The sequence below is a fragment of the Agrobacterium sp. 6Ca8 genome, assembly GCF_055382765.1.
The window spans coordinates 1,984,435-1,999,999 of record NZ_AP026433.1 but is presented as its reverse complement, the minus strand read 5'-3'; the positions used below and the strand labels follow the sequence as shown (position 1 = coordinate 1,999,999).

The window sequence follows — 15,565 nt, the reverse complement described above, 5'->3', positions numbered from 1 at the left end:
ATTGGCGAGCGGCGGTCGTTCCGCTATACTCGTGCTATCTGGAGATTGAGGCCATGAGACCCTCCGAGGTGCTGGAAAAGAACAGGGAAGCGATCCGCGAAGCGACGAAGCGCTTCAACGCGGCAAACCCGCGCGTGTTCGGTTCCGTCGCCCGTGGCGAGGACAGGCCGGACAGTGATCTGGATATTCTGGTGGATGCGTTGCCGGGCACGACGCTGTTTGATCTTGGCGGATTGCTGGAGGAACTGAAGACTATCCTCGGTGTCGAGGTTGACGTCGTCACCTCAGGCGGCCTGCACTCGGATATCCGGGCGCGTGTTCTGATGGAAGCCAAGGCAGTATGAGTACGGATCGACTTCTGCTCTACCTGAAGGAGATGGATGTTGCCGCCTCCCGAATACGGGATTTCATTCAGGATATGGATGAGGCCACTTTTTCTTCCGATACGCGAACCCAGATGGCGGTGATGATGTGCCTTGCCCTGATTGGCGAGGCGGTCGCAAAACTGGACAAACATTACCCCGCGTTTTTACAGCAGCACCCGGAAATCCCCTGGATAAAGATGAAGGGTATGCGCAATTTGATCGTGCATGATTATTTCCGGGCGGAACTCTCGGTGGTCTGGAAAACGATAACGCAGAGCATTCCGGATTTGCAGGCGCGTCTCTCACTCCTCCGAAACTGGCATGCCCAAGGTGAATGACATTTGACTGATTTTCTCGAGATCAAGCCTCTCACCAGAGAGGCGTTCGCATCCTTCGGTGATGTGATCGAAATTACACCCTCTTCCATGCGCCACATCAATGGCGGCCAGACCGAGCGGCATCATGCGCTTGCGGCACCCGAGGCAGCGGGCGAGGGTGCGCGCATCATCCTCAATATTTTCCGCGGACAGCCGCGTACCTTTCCCCATACAATCGAGATGATGGAGCGGCATCCGCTCGGCAGCCAGAGTTTCTCGCCGCTGTCCGGCAGGCCTTTCCTTGTTGTCGTTGCCGAGGACGAGGGCGGCAAGCCTGGTCGGCCGCAGGCTTTTCTGGCGGGCGGGGATCAGGGCGTGAATTACCGCCGCAACGTATGGCATTACCCGTTGATGCCGTTGCAGGCGATTTCGGATTTTCTGGTTGCCGATCGCGAGGGGCCGGGCAACAATCTGGAAGAGCATTTTTTCGATGCGCCCTACATGATCGCGGAGCCCAGCCTATGACCGGTTTGACCACTCACGTCCTCGATGCCGCCCATGGCACGCCCGCCGAGGGGCTGACGATCGAGCTTTACCGGCTCTCGGGTGATCGTCGCGAGAAGATTAAGACGGTTAAGACCAATAGCGATGGCCGCGTTGATGGCGGGCCGCTACTTGTGGGCGACAGTTTCAAGGCCGGGGAATACGAGCTGGTTTTCCATGCGGGCGATTATCTGCGAGGCAAGGGCGTCACCCTGGCGGAACCCGCCTTTCTCGACATCATCCCCATCCGTTTCGGCATTGCCGACGAGAGCGGCCATTACCATGTGCCGCTTCTGCTTTCGCCCTATAGTTACTCCACCTATCGAGGAAGCTGACCGCCATGATCTTTGCCGCCATTGCCGATATTCATGGAAACTGCGCCGCACTGGAGGCCGTGCTTGAGGATATCGCGAGGCTGGGCATCAAGGACATCGTCAATCTCGGCGATTGCTTCAGTGGTCCGCTGGAAGCGGGTTTTACCGGCGATGTGCTGGTTGGCAACTGGATACCCAGCGTTCTCGGCAATCATGATCGCGAATTGATCGAGCGCGCGCCGGAGGAGATGGGCAGCTGGGAGAGGCCGGCGCATGCGCAGCTGACCGCCGCGCATCTGGACTGGCTGCACACCCTGCCGTTCAGCATGGTTTTCAAGGACGTCGCCTATTGCTGCCACGGCTCGCCGCGCGGTGATCTGGAATACTGGTTGGAGACGCTTTCGCCGGAAGGGGTGCTGAAATTGCGACCGCTTTCCGAAATCGAGGCCATGGCTGATGGCATCACCCAGCCGCTGATGTTGTGCGGCCACACACATATCGCCCGCACCGTGCAGCTCTCCGATGGCCGCCTGATCGTCAATCCCGGCAGCGTTGGCTGCCCCGGCTGGAAGGATGACACGCCGTTCGACCATCATGTCGAGGTCGGTCATCCGCTTGCCAGCTACGCCGTGCTGGAAGAAACCGCACGCGGCTGGCAGGTGTATTTCCGGCAGATACGCTACGATAATCTTGCCATGGCCGAGATGGCGAAGGTCAACGGCATTCCGTATCTGGCCGATGCGTTGGAAAACGGTTGGCTCAAGCGGTAGAACTCACCCTTCGCTGTTCATGACAACGCAGGCATAAGACTGCGCCTTCAACTCCTTACAGGCGGAAACCGCCGAAGACTGGTCTTCAAAGCCGGTAAAGCGGGCGCGGTAGAGCGTTGCCGATCCGCTTTGCACCGCTTCGGTATAGGGCGCGATGCCGGAGTAGCTGCCGGCGATGTTGGAGCGCGCATTGGCGAGCAGCGAGCGGGCGGCAGCTTCGCTGTCGGTGGCGGCGATCTGTACTTCCCAGCGGCTGCGCTGGCCGGTCATTTGTGCAGCGGGTGCGGGTTTCGGAATGGCAGAGACCTGGATCATATCCGCCATCTGGCTGTTCGCCGTGGCGATCTGCATGGCGATCGGATCGGCGCGACGCTCGGCAAACATCGGCAATGGTACGGCTGCCGGAGGGACGGCTGCGGGCGGCACATCGAAGGTGCGGCTGACATTGGCGCTTGCCACCAGCTGTTCGGTATTACGGCTTCTCGAGGCCTGCGGCATCGCCTTGTCCAGCAGAGCAGCCATCTGCGCATCGCGGCTGCGCGCGGTCTTGCCGCCCAGCACGACGCCAACGACACGGCGGCCATTGTGATTGATGGCGCTGACGAGGTTGAAGCCCGACGCATTGGTGTAACCGGTCTTGATGCCGTCCATGCCCTGATAGCGATACATCAGATTATTGTGGCCACGGATGCGCTTGCCCCGGAAGCTGAAGGATTCCATGGCAAAGAGGCCGTATTCTTTCGGAAAGTCGCGCTGCAACGCAAGGCCGAGTTTCGCCATGTCGCGCGCCGTCGTCACCTGCGATTTGCTGGGCAGGCCGGAGGCGTTGCGGAAAACCGTCTTGGTCATGCCAAGCTGGCGGGCCTTACGGGTCATCATCTGCGCAAATTGTGCCTCGGACCCACCGAGATGGTCACCCATGCCTTCCGCCATGTCATTGGCGGATTTGACGATCATGCCGTAGACGGCTTCGCGCACCGTAAACGTCTGGCCCTCACGCACATAAAGCTTCGAGGGGATGACGGCTGCGCCGTTCCTGGACATCCTTATCTTCTGGTCCCAGCGAATTCGGCCGGCGTGCAACGCCTCGAAGGTCATATAGAGCGTCATCATCTTGGTCAGCGATGCCGGGTGGTTCAGCACATCGGCGTTCTGCGCGGCGAGGACCTTGCCGGTATTGGCATCCATGATGAAATGAGCATAACCGGCCTGCGCAGGCGATGCCTGCAATGAGAGGATCGCGCAAAAGAAGGCGAGTGCGAATACCCATGCGCCCGCCATTCCCCGTTTGATCGTTCCCGACATGGTCCACCCCTTTTTGTTCGATCGCCGCGATGGGCGAAGTTTTACTGACACTTTCCGGCAACAAAACCGCTAAAACTTTAGAGATCGCTTTCATGCTTAATTAAGTATGAAATTCAAGTCGGCCGTCGCCCTCACAATTTCCTTGCAAAGAAACCAACCATCCGGTATGTTTGTGACCATGACAAATGCACATGAACGCAAAAAGCAGCCTGAGATCGTTCGCCGCAATCTTCTCGATTGCGCGGCGAAACTCGCTGCCGAGCAGGGGGTTGCGGCGCTTTCCGTGCAGGCAGTGGCCGATGCCGCCGGGGTGACGAAGGGTGGGTTGTTTCATCATTTTCCCTCCAAGCAGGTGCTGCTGGAAGCGGTGATGACTGACCTTCTGGCGGCTCTGGACACTGAGATCGACGACCTCATCTCACAGGATTGTGAAGCTTTTGGGAGCTTCACAAGGGCCTATGTGAACGCGGTTTTCTCGGATCGGGGCAGGGATTCGGGCAGGCAATGGGCAGCGATCTCGGTTTCCATGGTCGGTGAACCGTCGCTTCGGCGCATGTGGAACAGCTGGATTGAGGGGCGCCTTGCCCGTCATAAAGAAACGGATGACGGGGTGGTGCTGGAGATGGTGCGGCTTGCGGCTGACGGCATCTGGTTTGCCGATCTACTCGCCGACGACGGTAAAGCGGGTGGCGACAGGGCGGCTCTGAGGGCCCGGATGATCGCCCAGACGAAAAAGGAAGTGGAACGATGAACGCGGCTGTTTTGACTTATGGGGCGCTTGTCGCGGCTATCGTCTGCGAGGTCATCGCAACTTCCTTTCTGCAGCAATCGCAGCAATTCACCAAGCTGTTGCCGACGGTGCTGATGGCACTGTTTTACGGTGCGGCCTTTTATCTCCTGTCGTTCACGCTCCGGGCGCTGCCGGTCGGCGTTGCCTATGCGATCTGGAGCGGGCTTGGCATCGTGCTCATTTCCGGCATTGGCTATTTCGTGTTCCGCCAGACGCTCGATATTGCTGCGGTGGTTGGTCTTAGGTTCATCGTGACCGGGGTGGTGATCGTCAATGTGTTTTCGAAGACGGTGGGGCATTGAGCGGACTTCTCCACCTCATTCCTGTGCTCGTCACAGGAAACCAGCCGTCGCGCGTCTGCGCGACGAGAATAGTCCTTTCAGCCCAAGGGCTTGGGCTCGCTGGATCCCTGTGACAAGCACAGAAATGAGGGAGGCGGCGTAAAGGCGATATTCTTACCGAAGCATCGGCTTCGATCTTTACGTTGTATGCCGTGTCGTCACCATCACGCCAGAATGCTGCGGTCGACGTCCGTAATCAGCCGCTTCCCGCAAAGCGCCATGCTGATATCCATTTCCTTGCGGATGATCTCGAGCGCCGTCGTCACGCCCTGCTTGCCATCCGCGCCGAGGCCGTAGAGGAACGGGCGGCCGATGTAGGTTCCCTTGGCGCCGAGTGCTACTGCCTTCAGCACGTCCTGGCCGGAGCGAATGCCGCCGTCCATATGTACCTCCACCCTGTCGCCAACGGCGTCGACGATCCTCGGCAGCATGGCGATCGAGGAATGCGCGCCGTCGAGCTGGCGACCTCCGTGGTTGGAGACGATGATGGCGTCCGCGCCGGTATCGAGCGAGGCGCGCGCATCTTCCTCGTCAAGGATGCCCTTGAGTATGAGCTTGCCGCCCCAACGCTCCTTTATCCATTCGACATCCTTCCACGACAGGCGCGGATCGAATTGCTCGGCCGTCCAGGAGGAGAGCGACGAGAGGTCGGAGACGTTCTTGGCGTGGCCGACGATATTGCCGAAGCTGCGGCGCTGGGTGCGCAGCATGTCGAGGCACCATTTCGGCCGTGTGGCCATCTGCCAGATGTGTTTCGGGGTGAATTTCGGCGGGGCGGAGAGGCCGTTGCGCAGGTCCTTGTGGCGCTGTCCAAGGATTTGCAGATCTAGCGTCAGCACCAGCGCCGAGCATCCGGCGGCTTTGGCGCGATCGATGAGATTATTGACGAAATCCCGGTCCTTCATCACGTAAAGCTGGAACCAGAAAGGTTTGGAGGTGACGGAGGCGACATCCTCGATGGAGCATATGCTCATGGTGGAAAGCGTGAAAGGCACGCCGAATTCTTCCGCCGCTTTCGCCGCCAGCATCTCGCCATCGGCATGCTGCATGCCGGTTAGTCCAGTGGGGGAGAGCGCCACCGGCATCGAAACCTTCTGGCCGATCATTTCGGTGGCGAGCGACCGGTCGGTCATATCCACCAGCACACGCTGGCGTAGCTTTATCTTGGAAAAATCTTCCTCATTGGCGCGGTAGGTGCCTTCCGTCCAGGCGCCGCTATCGGCATAGTCGAAAAACATCTTCGGCACACGGCGCTGAGCCTGTTTCTTCAGGTCCGCTATGGTGAGGATTTTGCCCATGGATAAAGCCTTCACATTTGAATGATGGCTTCACATAACATGGTAATCGCGTTTACGCGATGGCAATCGTCTTTGCAGCAGTGCTTTTTGCACTCGCAAATGGCTAGGGATTATGCTTGAAATATACTGTATTTTGATAATAATTCAGATGGTTTCTCAAATAATAGCGTATTTTAATATGTTAAATTATTTGCTCAGATTATTTATCGCAGTTCTTATTTCGCCCGCGATTGTTTTCGCCGCCGAGTGCCCCTCCGGTAAAAATGATGGAGATGAGTTTGTTCTTGCCCACGGTCAGGTGCGCAGCGAATTCAGGCGATCCGGACCGATCGTCTTGGTGGAGAATGATTTTCAAGGCGCAGGCAAACAGAGGCTTTTTCTCTTTCGGGGGTTAATCGAGCTGGCGCGTTCGGGCGATGACGGCAATTACAGCCAGCACTTTACGTCAAATCTGGAAGCATTCTGGCCTCTGAAAGTTGGCGCTCGACGCACTTTTGAATTTCTGCCGCTCGAAACTACCAAAATCGAGGATAAGTGGTCACTGACCCTTGCAGTTACGAAGCGGCGCGCCTTTCCGATTAAATTCTGCAATTACGAGGTGTTTTATGTGACCTACGACATTCGTAAAAACGGCAAAGAGGAAGAACGATGGACAGCGGTTTATTCGCCGGATCTGCGCGCCACGGTGGCGAAGATTTACGATGAGGGGACGGAAGACAAAGAAATTGTCGCCTATAATTTGATTGCGCCTCTGAAGCGGTGACGGTTCGACTGCGCTTGAATCAGCTCCAGAATGCTCGCAGGAACAATTCACCACCTAGCATAAGCAGGCATATGAGGAACCAGCGCCTGAATGTCGCGGGAGTGACGATGCGGCGGATATTCTGGCCAAGCCACATGCCGAGAAGCGCTGGCAGGACGGCGAGTGCGGAAAGCGACATGTGCTCGACGCGGAAGGCGTCCTGAGAGGCAAGGCCGGCGGCAAGCGCAACGGTGGAGACGGTGAAGGACAGGCCAAGCGCCTGCACGAGATCGTCGCGGCTGAAGCCAAGTGACTGGATATAGGGCACGGCGGGGACCACGAAAATTCCGGTGCCGCCGGTCAGAAGGCCGGTCGCCAGCCCGACGGTCGGGGAGAGTTTCGGTTCCAGCCTTGCGGGAACGGCGAAGGGCTTTGCAAGAAGGCTGTAGGCTGCGTAGGCCGCGAGGCACAATCCGAGCGCCGAGGTGGTCCAGACGCCGGTGCCTGATGTCATCAGCCGGATGCCGAGAAGCGTGCCGACGGCAATGGCGATCATCATCGGCCATAGTCGCGAGACGATCGCCTTGAAATCGGGTCCGGCCAGCAATTGCCAGATATTGGTGATGAAGGAGGGCAGAATGAGCAGGCCTGCGGCAACGACCGGCGGCATGAAAAGGCCGAGAACGCCCATGGCAACGGTCGGCAGGCCCATGCCGGTGACGCCCTTGACGACGCCCGCGACGATGAATGTCGCGACAATCATGAGCGTTGTGGTTGTCTCAAAATCCGGCACGGCGCACTCCAGAGGTCATTCGCATTTCGGCTGACTTGGGCTGTCAGGCAATCATATGAAACGGGCGAGTGCGGCCTGTTTCTTCTCCCCGGCGGGGAGAGAAAAACAGGCGACGCCCGCTCGTTTCAATATGTACTGATATAGATGAGGCCACGACCTGATGTTTCGGCCTAAACCGAACTATGCAAGCGCGCTTTTCATCGCCTTGCCGGCCACGTAGGTTTCGACGACGGTGCGGTCGTCGCCCATGGTCAGCATCAGGAACAGTTCTTCGGTCAGGCTTTTCACCACTTCCATCTTCAGCGCCATGGCGGGTGTCGAGGAGGCGTTCAGCACGGTGATGTCGGCATCCGTGCCGGCGTCCAGCGTGCCGATGCGGTCGACCATGGAAAGCGCTTCGGCGTTGCCGCGCGTCATCAGATACCAGCTTTCCAGCGGGTTCAGGCGTTCGCCCAGCAATTGCTGGATCTTGTAGGCCTCATCCATGGTGCGCAGCATGGAATAGCTCGATCCGCCGCCGATATCGGTCGCGACTGCGATGCGCACCGGCTTTTCGCGCCGTTGCAGCTTTTTCATCGGGAAGAGGCCGGAGCCGATGAAGAGGTTCGATGTGGGGCAATGCACGGCGACTGCACCGGTTTCCGACAGCACGTCCGCCTCACGTTCCGAGAGGTGGATGGCGTGGCCGAGCAGGGTCTTGTTGCCCATCAGGCCGTAACGCACATAGATGTTGGTGTAATCGGTCGCTTCCGGGTAGAGCTCGCAGGTATATTTGATCTCGTCCAGATTTTCGGAAAGATGCGTCTGGATGAAGAGATCGGGAAATTCCTGCGCCAGCGCCTGGGCTGCTTCCATCTGTTTCGGCGTAGAGGTGATGGCGAAGCGAGGCGTGATGGCGACGTGGTTGCGGCCCTTGCCGTGCCAGTCGGCGATCACGGCCCGGGTCTCGTCATAGGAGGTTTCCGGCGTGTCCAGCAAGCCCTGCGGGGCGTTGCGGTCCATCATCACCTTGCCGCCCACCATCAGCATGCCGCGCTTCAGGGCCTCAGTGAAAAACGCATCGGCTGAGGTCTTGTGCACGGAGCAATAGGCGACAGCCGTGGTGGTGCCGTGGCGCAGAAGCTCATCGTAAAAATGTGTGGCGATGCGCTGGGCATGCGCGCTTTCGACGAAACGGCATTCTTCCGGGAAAGTATAGGTATTCAGCCATTCCAGAAGGTTGGCGGCATAGGAGCCGATGACCTGCATCTGCGGGAAATGCAGGTGCATGTCGATCAAGCCCGGCACGATGAGATGAGGGCGGTGGTCCTTCTCCTCGATGTCATCAGGTGCCTGCTTGCGAATATCGGCATAGTCGCCAATGGCGGCGATCTTGCCGTTTTCGATAAGCAGGCCGCCATCCTCGATGTAGAGATAGCTTTGCGTATCGTCGATTGCGAGCGGCGCGCGGCGGAAGCTTAACAGGCGGCCACGCAGCAGAACCATGCTCATTCGGTTTTTTCCTTGGCGTCTTTGCCCGCAGAAACGGCGCTTTCATACCATGCGGTCAGCACTTTGCGCTCCTGCGGGGTGATGGCGGTGATGTTGCCGGGAGGCATGGCATGGCTGCGGCCGGCTTGCAAATAGATTTCGCGGGCGTGTGCGGCGATCTGCGCGTCGGTTTCGAGCTTCACCGATTTCGGCGTGAAGGGCACGCCTTCCCACACCGGCTCGGCGGCGTGGCACATGGAACAGCGGCCCTGAACGACATCACGGGCGCTCGCGAAATGGGCGTCGCTGACGAATTGCTGCTGCATCGGCGAAAGCGTTGCCGCCTTCTGTTCTTCTTCGCCAGTCAGCACCTTCGGCACGGTGGAAAGCCACATGATGACGATGAAGATGAGCGCGGTCAGCAGCCAGGTCCATGTCGGCTTGCCCTTGCGGGCATGGGTGGTGTTGAACCAGTGGCGAATGGTGACGCCCATCAGGAAGACAAGTGCTGCGATGATCCAGTTGAACTCGGTCGCAAAGGCCAGCGGATAATGGTTCGACAGCATGAAGAAGATGACGGGCAGCGTCAGGTAGTTGTTGTGCAATGAGCGCTGTTTGGCGATGCGGCCATATTTCGGGTCCGGCGTGCGCCCGGCGATCAGGTCGGCAACCACGATCTTCTGATTGGGAATGATGATGAAGAACACATTCGCCGACATGATGGTGGCGGTAAAAGCGCCGAGATGCAGGAAGGCGGCGCGGCCGGTGAAGACCTGCGTATAGCCCCACGCCATCGCCACCAGCGCGACGTAAAGCACCACCATCAGGCCCCAGGTGTTGTTGCCAAGCGGCGATTTGCAGAGGAAATCGTAAAACAGCCAGCCAACAGCAAGCGATGCCAGCGACAGACAGATGGCCTGGAACTGGGTGAGCGCCAGCACCGAATGGTCGATGAGGAAAAGGTCGGCGCCGCCGTAATAAACGATGCACAGCATGGCGAAGCCGGACAGCCAGGTGATGTAGCTTTCCCATTTGAACCATGTCAGGTGTTCGGGCATCTGGGCCGGGGCGACCAGATATTTCTGGATGTGGTAAAAGCCGCCGCCATGCACCTGCCACTCCTCGCCATAGGCCCCCGGCGGCAGATGCGGCCGTTTGACCAGCCCAAGATCGAGCGCGATGAAATAGAAGGACGAGCCGATCCAGGCGATGGCGGTGATGACGTGGAGCCAGCGGACGGCAAAGGCCATCCATTCCCACGCAATGGCATATTCGTACATTCGGTTCCCCTGATCCTTGTGCAGCGCACCTTGCGAGAAATTTGACCGTTAGGAAAGGGAAAAGCAAACACCGCACCATGATTGTTCACAATCCCGTACGCTCGTGTCCACAACTTTGGCGCAGGCGCGGCGACGCCCCGCTTCCGGCCCCGTCCAATCGTCAAGGAGCCGTTCTGCCGCTGAGTTTGTGCTTAGCTGGCTAACGCGACTCAGCTATTATCCGCTGAGCAGTCTGCTGATGTGCAAAACTATTGGGCTGCGGGGCCTTGGAGCGACCTGCGTCCGAAAGGACGCTTCGAAGGGCACTCTGACACATTTATGTTGCGCATGTTCTTTCCGGTTTTCGGTCAGAGGCGCAGGGCTTCAATGACATGTTTTTCGCTGGCGGTTCATTCCGAAAGCGGGTGCTGCGAACCCTGGGGGCGGGGGGCAGATCAGGGGCAGGTGTTGCAGTTCCCGGTGCCGTTGCGTCCGGGTATGCGTTGATGCTTGGATTTTGAATGAAGTGACGCAATGACCTTCCGGCAGCCGCCGTTGTTTTCAACGGAGACCGTGCCGATGCGCCTTGTTCTGACAGTTCTTTTCCTGCTGATGGCGTTTAACGCCACGGCGCTTGCGCATGAATCCCACAAGGGGTTCAAATATGAAAGCTACTGCTGCAATGGCGACGCCGAAACCGGCGATTGCCAGATGATCCCTACGCGAAGTGTTCGTGTCACGCAGGATGGTTACGAGGTCTCGCTTGCGCCCGGCGATCATCGTCTGGTGACGCGGCGCCATGTCTTCAGCTGGTCGCAGCGTGAGGCAAGACGATCCGAGGATGGAGAATATCATCTCTGTCTGTTCCCGGACGAGGACACGCCGCGCTGCTTTTATGCGCCTGATATGGGGTATTGAGATGTTTGCGGCCGGTTTTCGTCGATCCGCTTCAGTATCCAGTCGCGAAACAGCCTTATCTTGCGAATGTTCCTGCGGTTTTCAGGGTAGACGAGCCAGTAGTTCTTACCTTCGTTGCTGAGGTGCTCGAAGGGCTGATAAAGGCGGCCGAGGGCAATCTCGTCCGCATAAAGTTCAGGGGTGAGCATGGCTACCCCCTGGCTGGCAATTGCCGCTGCGGCTTCGAAAGCCTGCACGCTGAGGCGGCTGCGCGGATAACGGTCGAGGCCCGGATTTTCGATGCCGACTTCCCGGAACCATTGGCTCCACCAGATGTCACCCGGATCGATGATGCGCAGGCGCAGAAGATCCTCCGGCTTTTTCAATCCACCGATGCTTTCGGCAAGGTTCGGATGCAGCATCGGCGTGTAAACGCCCCGCAGCAACTGATGATAGATCAGTCCTTTGCCATCGTCGCTGCTCCAGCGGATGGCGACATCGCAATCGGACTGCGTAAAATCGATCAATGCGCTTGATGTGTCGAGCCGCACGGCGATCGAGGGATGTTCAAGCTGGAAAGCTCCCAGATGCCGCGAAAGCCAGCGCGATGCGAAGGTCGCGGTGGAGTGAATTGTCAGGGTGGTGTCAGAGGTGTCACGGACATTGTCGACGGCCTCCCGTAAAGTGTTGAAGGCTTCCGCAACTTTCGGCGCCAGTTTCTGCCCGGCCTCGGTCAGCACAACCTGCCGCGCCTTTCTGATGAACAGCGGCTCGCCAACATTCTCTTCCAGCAGTTTCACCTGATAGCTGACCGCCGTCTGCGTCATGCCCAGTTCCTCACCGGCCTTGGTGAAGCTGAGATGCCGGGCGGCGGCTTCGAACACGCGCAGGGCATTCAGGGGGAACTGGCGGGACATTTTCATGGATAAGTTCTCTTTATGCCAACTGCCAAAGGTTTCATTGGTTTTTATCCGGAAAACAGAGCATTTTTAGCTCAATTCATCAACTGAGCTTCTGACATTTTTTAAATGGAGACGAACATGCGCACAGCACTCTTGCGCGCGTGGTCCCGCCTGCGCGCGGGTCTGCGGACCGCGGAACGGTTTTCCCTTGAAAGCCTTCGACCGGATAATCTGGTAGATGAAAGCCTGCCCGACGGGATCAGGCGTGATCTTGGTCTTGAGGATGGCCGCGCTGATTTTCGGTGCGACGGGTTTCGGCAGCGGAAAATGCTTGCAGCAACTCGGCTGCCACAAGGGCCGCTATGACGGCGGGGCGCTTGTCCCTGACGCTACTTCCACCGATCGGCAGGATGAGTTTTTGAAGGCGGGTAGCGGGTTCTCCCTCCCGCTCCAGCCAATGGGCGAAGGTGGCGCGTTTGGTTTTTGAGCCGATCATGCCAACATAAGCGAGATCGTCGCGGGCAAGCGCTTCCTTTGCAATCAGGAAATCGAGTGCGTGATCGTGGGTAACGATGATCGCAGCGCCGTTTGCGGGAATTTTCGCGATCAGCGCTTCCGGCATGGGGGTCAGCACGGATACGACACCGGCTGAAAGATCGCGCAACTCGTTTTCACGGGTTTCCACCACGGTCAGTGTCAAAGGCAGAAGCGACAGAGCATCTGTCAGCGCCTTGCCGACATGGCCCGCCCCGAAAATGAAGACGGCCGGCTGCTGCTCGGTTTCAGCCTTAAGCCTTGCCTCGAGTGCTGCCGCGATGGCCGGCGTTACCAGCCGGAAGCGGAGCAAGGTGCGGCCGCCGCAGCATTGACCGATTTCGGGGCCGAGCGGAATATCCATGCCGTCTTCGGTCGTACCGTTCTTCAACATGGCACGGGCATGGTCTATCGCCATATATTCGAACTGCCCGCCGCCGATGGTCTCCCACAGCGCCTTCCGGCTTACCAGCATGAAGGTTCCAGCCTCGCGCGGCGATGACCCTTTCACGGCCTCGATTTCCACGAGGATTGCAGGTCCGGAGCTGGCGAGGAAGCGGGAGAGGGACGTCATTATGTCTCCCCTCACACCTTCTTCAACCGTTCCACCGCCATCAGCACCCGCTCGGGCGTTGCCGGCGCATCGAGGCGTGGGCAGACCTTGTAGTCGGCGATGGACGCGACGGCCATGGAGAGTGCTTCGAGAACCGAGATCGCCAGCATGAAAGGCGGTTCGCCCACGGCCTTGGAGCGGCCGATGGTGGGCTCGGCGTTTTCCGACCATTCCGCCAGTTGAACGTTGAAAATCTTCGGCCGGTCGGAGGCAAGCGGGATCTTGTAGGTGGAGGGAGCGTGGGTGCGCAGCCGCCCCTTGCCGTCCCACCATAATTCCTCCGTCGTCAGCCAGCCCATGCCCTGCACGAAGGCGCCTTCCACCTGGCCGATATCGATGGCCGGGTTTAGCGACTTGCCGACATCGTGGAGAATATCGGTGCGGTCCATCATGTATTCGCCGGTCAGTGTATCGATCGACACTTCCGAACAGGCCGCGCCATAGGCGAAATAATAAAACGGCGTGCCGCGGCCTGCGGCGCGATCCCAATGGATTTTCGGCGTCTTGTAAAAACCGGCGGCGGAAAGCTGGACGCGGGCGAAATAGGCTCGTTTGATGAAATCGTTGAAGGCAATTTCCTCAAGCCCGATGCGCACCCGGTTTGGCAGGAAGACAACCTCTTCTTCCGGCACGTTCCAGTTCTCGGCAGCGAATTTGATAAGCCTTTCACGGATCTGGCGGGCAGCGTCATAGGCCGCCATGCCATTGAGGTCCGTACCGGACGAGGCGGCCGTGGCCGACGTATTGGGCACCTTGCCCGTGGTCGTGGCGGTGATTTTCACCCGGCCAATATCCACCTGGAAGGCATCGGCCACCACCTGCGCCACCTTGGTGTAGAGGCCCTGGCCCATTTCGGTGCCGCCATGGTTCAGGTGGATCGAACCGTCATTATAGATATGCACCAGCGCGCCCGCCTGATTGAAGGCGGTCATGGTGAAGGAGATGCCGAATTTTACCGGGGTGAGCGCAATGCCCTTGCGGATGATCGGGCTGGTCTTGTTGAACTCGACAATTGCCTGCCTGCGCGCGCGGTATTCGCTGGATGCTTCCAGTTCCTCGACGACGCGGGCGATGATGTTGTCCTCGACCTCCTGATGATAGGGCGTCGTGGTGCGGCCGGAACCGGTCTCGCCATAGAAATTGAGCTTGCGGACATCGAGTGGGTCCTTGCCGACAGCATAGGCGATTTCCTCGATGAAACGCTCCGCCCCGAGCATGCCCTGCGGGCCGCCGAAACCGCGAAAGGCGGTGTTGGAGACGGTATGGGTTTTGAGCGGCCGGGAGGTCAGATGCACATGCGGATAGAAATAGCTGGAATCGGCGTGAAACAGCGCGCGGTCGGTGACCGGGCCGGAAAGGTCAGAGGAAAAACCGCAGCGGGCGGCATAGGTGGCGTCAACGGCGTGGATGCGGCCTTCCTCATCAAAGCCGAGCTCGTAATCAACGCGGAAATCGTGGCGTTTGCCGGTGGCGGTCATGTCCTCGTCGCGGTCGGGGCGAATTTTCACGGCCCGGTTCAGCTTCTTGGCGGCAATGGCGCAAAGGGCTGCGAACTGGTTTCCCTGGGTTTCCTTGCCGCCGAAACCGCCGCCCATGCGCCGCACCTGCACCGTGACGGCATTGGATGGCACCTGAAGGATGTGGCTGACAATGTGTTGGATTTCGCTCGGATGCTGGGTGGAGCTCCACAGCGTCACCTCATCGTCCTCGCCCGGCACGGCCATGGCGATGTGGCTTTCAAGATAAAAATGCTCCTGCCCGCCGATCCGCATCGTGCCGGTCAGGCGGCGGGGTGCCACGTCCATTTCGAGCTTCGCATCGCCACGCTTCAGCGTCATCGGATCGATGACGAGCGCGCCGCCATTTTCAATCGCCGTGTCGATATCGGTGAAATGCGGCAGGTCCTTGTAGACGATTTTCGCCTTGCGGGCGGCCTTGCGGGCAATATCGCGGCTTTCAGCGAAGACCGCGAAGATCGGCTGGCCGTGAAATTCAACCTTCGTTTCGGCCAGCAGCGGCTCGTCATGACGCCCGCCGGAGGAGACGTCGTTTTCGCCGGGCACGTCTTTGCCTGTCATCACCCATAACACGCCCGGCGCAGCTTCCACTTCCGAAAGGTCCATCGAGACGATTTCGGCATGGGCCCGGTCGGAAAGGCCAAGCGCACCGTGAACGAGGCCGGCGGGTTCGGGAATATCGTCGATATATTCGGCGCTGCCCGTCACATGTTTATGGGCAGAATCGTGCCTGAGCGAGGCGTGTACAGGGCCGTCGATTTCGGTCTTGGTCTTATCGAAGCTTGTCGTGTCCAT

The 15,565-nt window shown here is 58.8% G+C and carries 17 protein-coding genes; 9 read left to right on the top strand and 8 right to left on the bottom strand.

The features are described from left to right. Nucleotides 1–53 precede the first annotated feature (53 nt). The 5 genes from ACZ5A6_RS09970 to ACZ5A6_RS09950 are packed head-to-tail and all read left to right on the top strand — an operon-like array spanning nt 54 to nt 2,309. Nucleotides 54–344 (top strand): nucleotidyltransferase family protein, encoded by a 291-nt coding sequence (locus ACZ5A6_RS09970; RefSeq protein ID WP_003513679.1) that lies wholly within the window; start codon nt 54–56, stop codon nt 342–344. Next, nucleotides 341–703: a HepT-like ribonuclease domain-containing protein gene (locus tag ACZ5A6_RS09965; RefSeq protein WP_003513677.1), complete on the top strand. Its 363-nt coding sequence runs from the start codon at nt 341–343 to the stop codon at nt 701–703. Before ACZ5A6_RS09970 ends, ACZ5A6_RS09965 begins: the two co-directional genes overlap by 4 nt. 3 nt (nt 704–706) lie before the next feature. Next, the gene (locus ACZ5A6_RS09960; protein ID WP_174061016.1) at nt 707–1,207 is read left to right on the top strand and encodes an ureidoglycolate lyase; all 501 of its coding nucleotides are present in this window, start codon (nt 707–709) and stop codon (nt 1,205–1,207) included. Beyond that, on the top strand, nt 1,204–1,560 hold the full coding sequence (gene uraH, locus ACZ5A6_RS09955) for a hydroxyisourate hydrolase (protein WP_003513673.1): 357 nt from the start codon (nt 1,204–1,206) through the stop codon (nt 1,558–1,560). Before ACZ5A6_RS09960 ends, uraH begins: the two co-directional genes overlap by 4 nt. A 5-nt stretch (nt 1,561–1,565) precedes the next feature. Beyond that, the gene (locus ACZ5A6_RS09950; protein ID WP_080797920.1) at nt 1,566–2,309 is read left to right on the top strand and encodes a metallophosphoesterase family protein; all 744 of its coding nucleotides are present in this window, start codon (nt 1,566–1,568) and stop codon (nt 2,307–2,309) included. A 3-nt stretch (nt 2,310–2,312) separates the two neighbouring features. Here ACZ5A6_RS09950 and ACZ5A6_RS09945 read toward each other — a convergent pair whose 3' ends face one another. Further along, nucleotides 2,313–3,590, bottom strand: a complete 1,278-nt coding sequence (locus tag ACZ5A6_RS09945) for a D-alanyl-D-alanine carboxypeptidase (RefSeq protein WP_025594233.1) — start codon at nt 3,588–3,590, stop codon at nt 2,313–2,315. 190 nt (nt 3,591–3,780) lie between these two features. Between ACZ5A6_RS09945 and ACZ5A6_RS09940 the strand changes: the two genes are divergently transcribed. Together ACZ5A6_RS09940 and ACZ5A6_RS09935 are read left to right on the top strand one after the other, a co-directional pair. Further along, nucleotides 3,781–4,365, top strand: coding sequence for a TetR/AcrR family transcriptional regulator (locus tag ACZ5A6_RS09940; RefSeq protein WP_174061017.1), 585 nt, complete (start codon nt 3,781–3,783; stop codon nt 4,363–4,365). Further along, nucleotides 4,362–4,706 (top strand): DMT family transporter, encoded by a 345-nt coding sequence (locus ACZ5A6_RS09935; RefSeq protein WP_464110921.1) that lies wholly within the window; start codon nt 4,362–4,364, stop codon nt 4,704–4,706. Before ACZ5A6_RS09940 ends, ACZ5A6_RS09935 begins: the two co-directional genes overlap by 4 nt. Nucleotides 4,707–4,909: 203 nt before the next feature. Here the strand turns inward: ACZ5A6_RS09935 and ACZ5A6_RS09930 are convergent, their stop codons facing one another. Then, a complete protein-coding gene (locus ACZ5A6_RS09930; protein WP_065659120.1) occupies nt 4,910–6,043 on the bottom strand; it encodes an alpha-hydroxy acid oxidase in 1,134 nt (377 codons plus the stop codon). 178 nt (nt 6,044–6,221) lie between these two features. On the opposite strand from ACZ5A6_RS09930, the gene ACZ5A6_RS09925 reads away from it, so the two are divergent. After that, complete coding sequence (locus tag ACZ5A6_RS09925; protein WP_464110920.1) at nt 6,222–6,806, top strand: hypothetical protein; 585 nt, start codon at nt 6,222–6,224, stop codon at nt 6,804–6,806. Between the two features lie 19 nt (nt 6,807–6,825). On the opposite strand, the gene ACZ5A6_RS09920 is transcribed toward ACZ5A6_RS09925, so the two are convergent. The 3 genes from ACZ5A6_RS09920 to puuD all read right to left on the bottom strand — a co-directional run bounded on the left by ACZ5A6_RS09920 (nt 6,826) and on the right by puuD (nt 10,328). Then, nucleotides 6,826–7,548: a sulfite exporter TauE/SafE family protein gene (locus ACZ5A6_RS09920; RefSeq protein ID WP_174061141.1), complete on the bottom strand. Its 723-nt coding sequence runs from the start codon at nt 7,546–7,548 to the stop codon at nt 6,826–6,828. Between the two features lie 210 nt (nt 7,549–7,758). Then, nucleotides 7,759–9,069, bottom strand: a complete 1,311-nt coding sequence (gene guaD / locus ACZ5A6_RS09915) for a guanine deaminase (protein ID WP_174061018.1) — start codon at nt 9,067–9,069, stop codon at nt 7,759–7,761. Beyond that, nucleotides 9,066–10,328, bottom strand: coding sequence for a urate hydroxylase PuuD (gene puuD / locus ACZ5A6_RS09910; protein ID WP_003513658.1), 1,263 nt, complete (start codon nt 10,326–10,328; stop codon nt 9,066–9,068). Before puuD ends, guaD begins: the two co-directional genes overlap by 4 nt. A gap of 558 nt (nt 10,329–10,886) precedes the next feature. Here puuD and ACZ5A6_RS09905 point away from each other — a divergent pair. Then, on the top strand, nt 10,887–11,225 hold the full coding sequence (locus tag ACZ5A6_RS09905; protein WP_003513656.1) for a hypothetical protein: 339 nt from the start codon (nt 10,887–10,889) through the stop codon (nt 11,223–11,225). Here ACZ5A6_RS09905 and ACZ5A6_RS09900 read toward each other — a convergent pair. The 3 genes from ACZ5A6_RS09900 to xdhB form a co-directional block, all read right to left on the bottom strand. Continuing rightward, on the bottom strand, nt 11,201–12,127 hold the full coding sequence (locus ACZ5A6_RS09900) for a LysR substrate-binding domain-containing protein (protein WP_003513655.1): 927 nt from the start codon (nt 12,125–12,127) through the stop codon (nt 11,201–11,203). The genes ACZ5A6_RS09905 and ACZ5A6_RS09900 overlap by 25 nt on opposite strands. A gap of 238 nt (nt 12,128–12,365) precedes the next feature. Further along, entirely contained in the window at nt 12,366–13,214 is an 849-nt protein-coding gene (xdhC, locus tag ACZ5A6_RS09895) for a xanthine dehydrogenase accessory protein XdhC (protein WP_174061019.1), read from the bottom strand. A gap of 11 nt (nt 13,215–13,225) precedes the next feature. Continuing rightward, nucleotides 13,226–15,565, bottom strand: a complete 2,340-nt coding sequence (gene xdhB / locus ACZ5A6_RS09890) for a xanthine dehydrogenase molybdopterin binding subunit (RefSeq protein WP_013636653.1) — start codon at nt 15,563–15,565, stop codon at nt 13,226–13,228.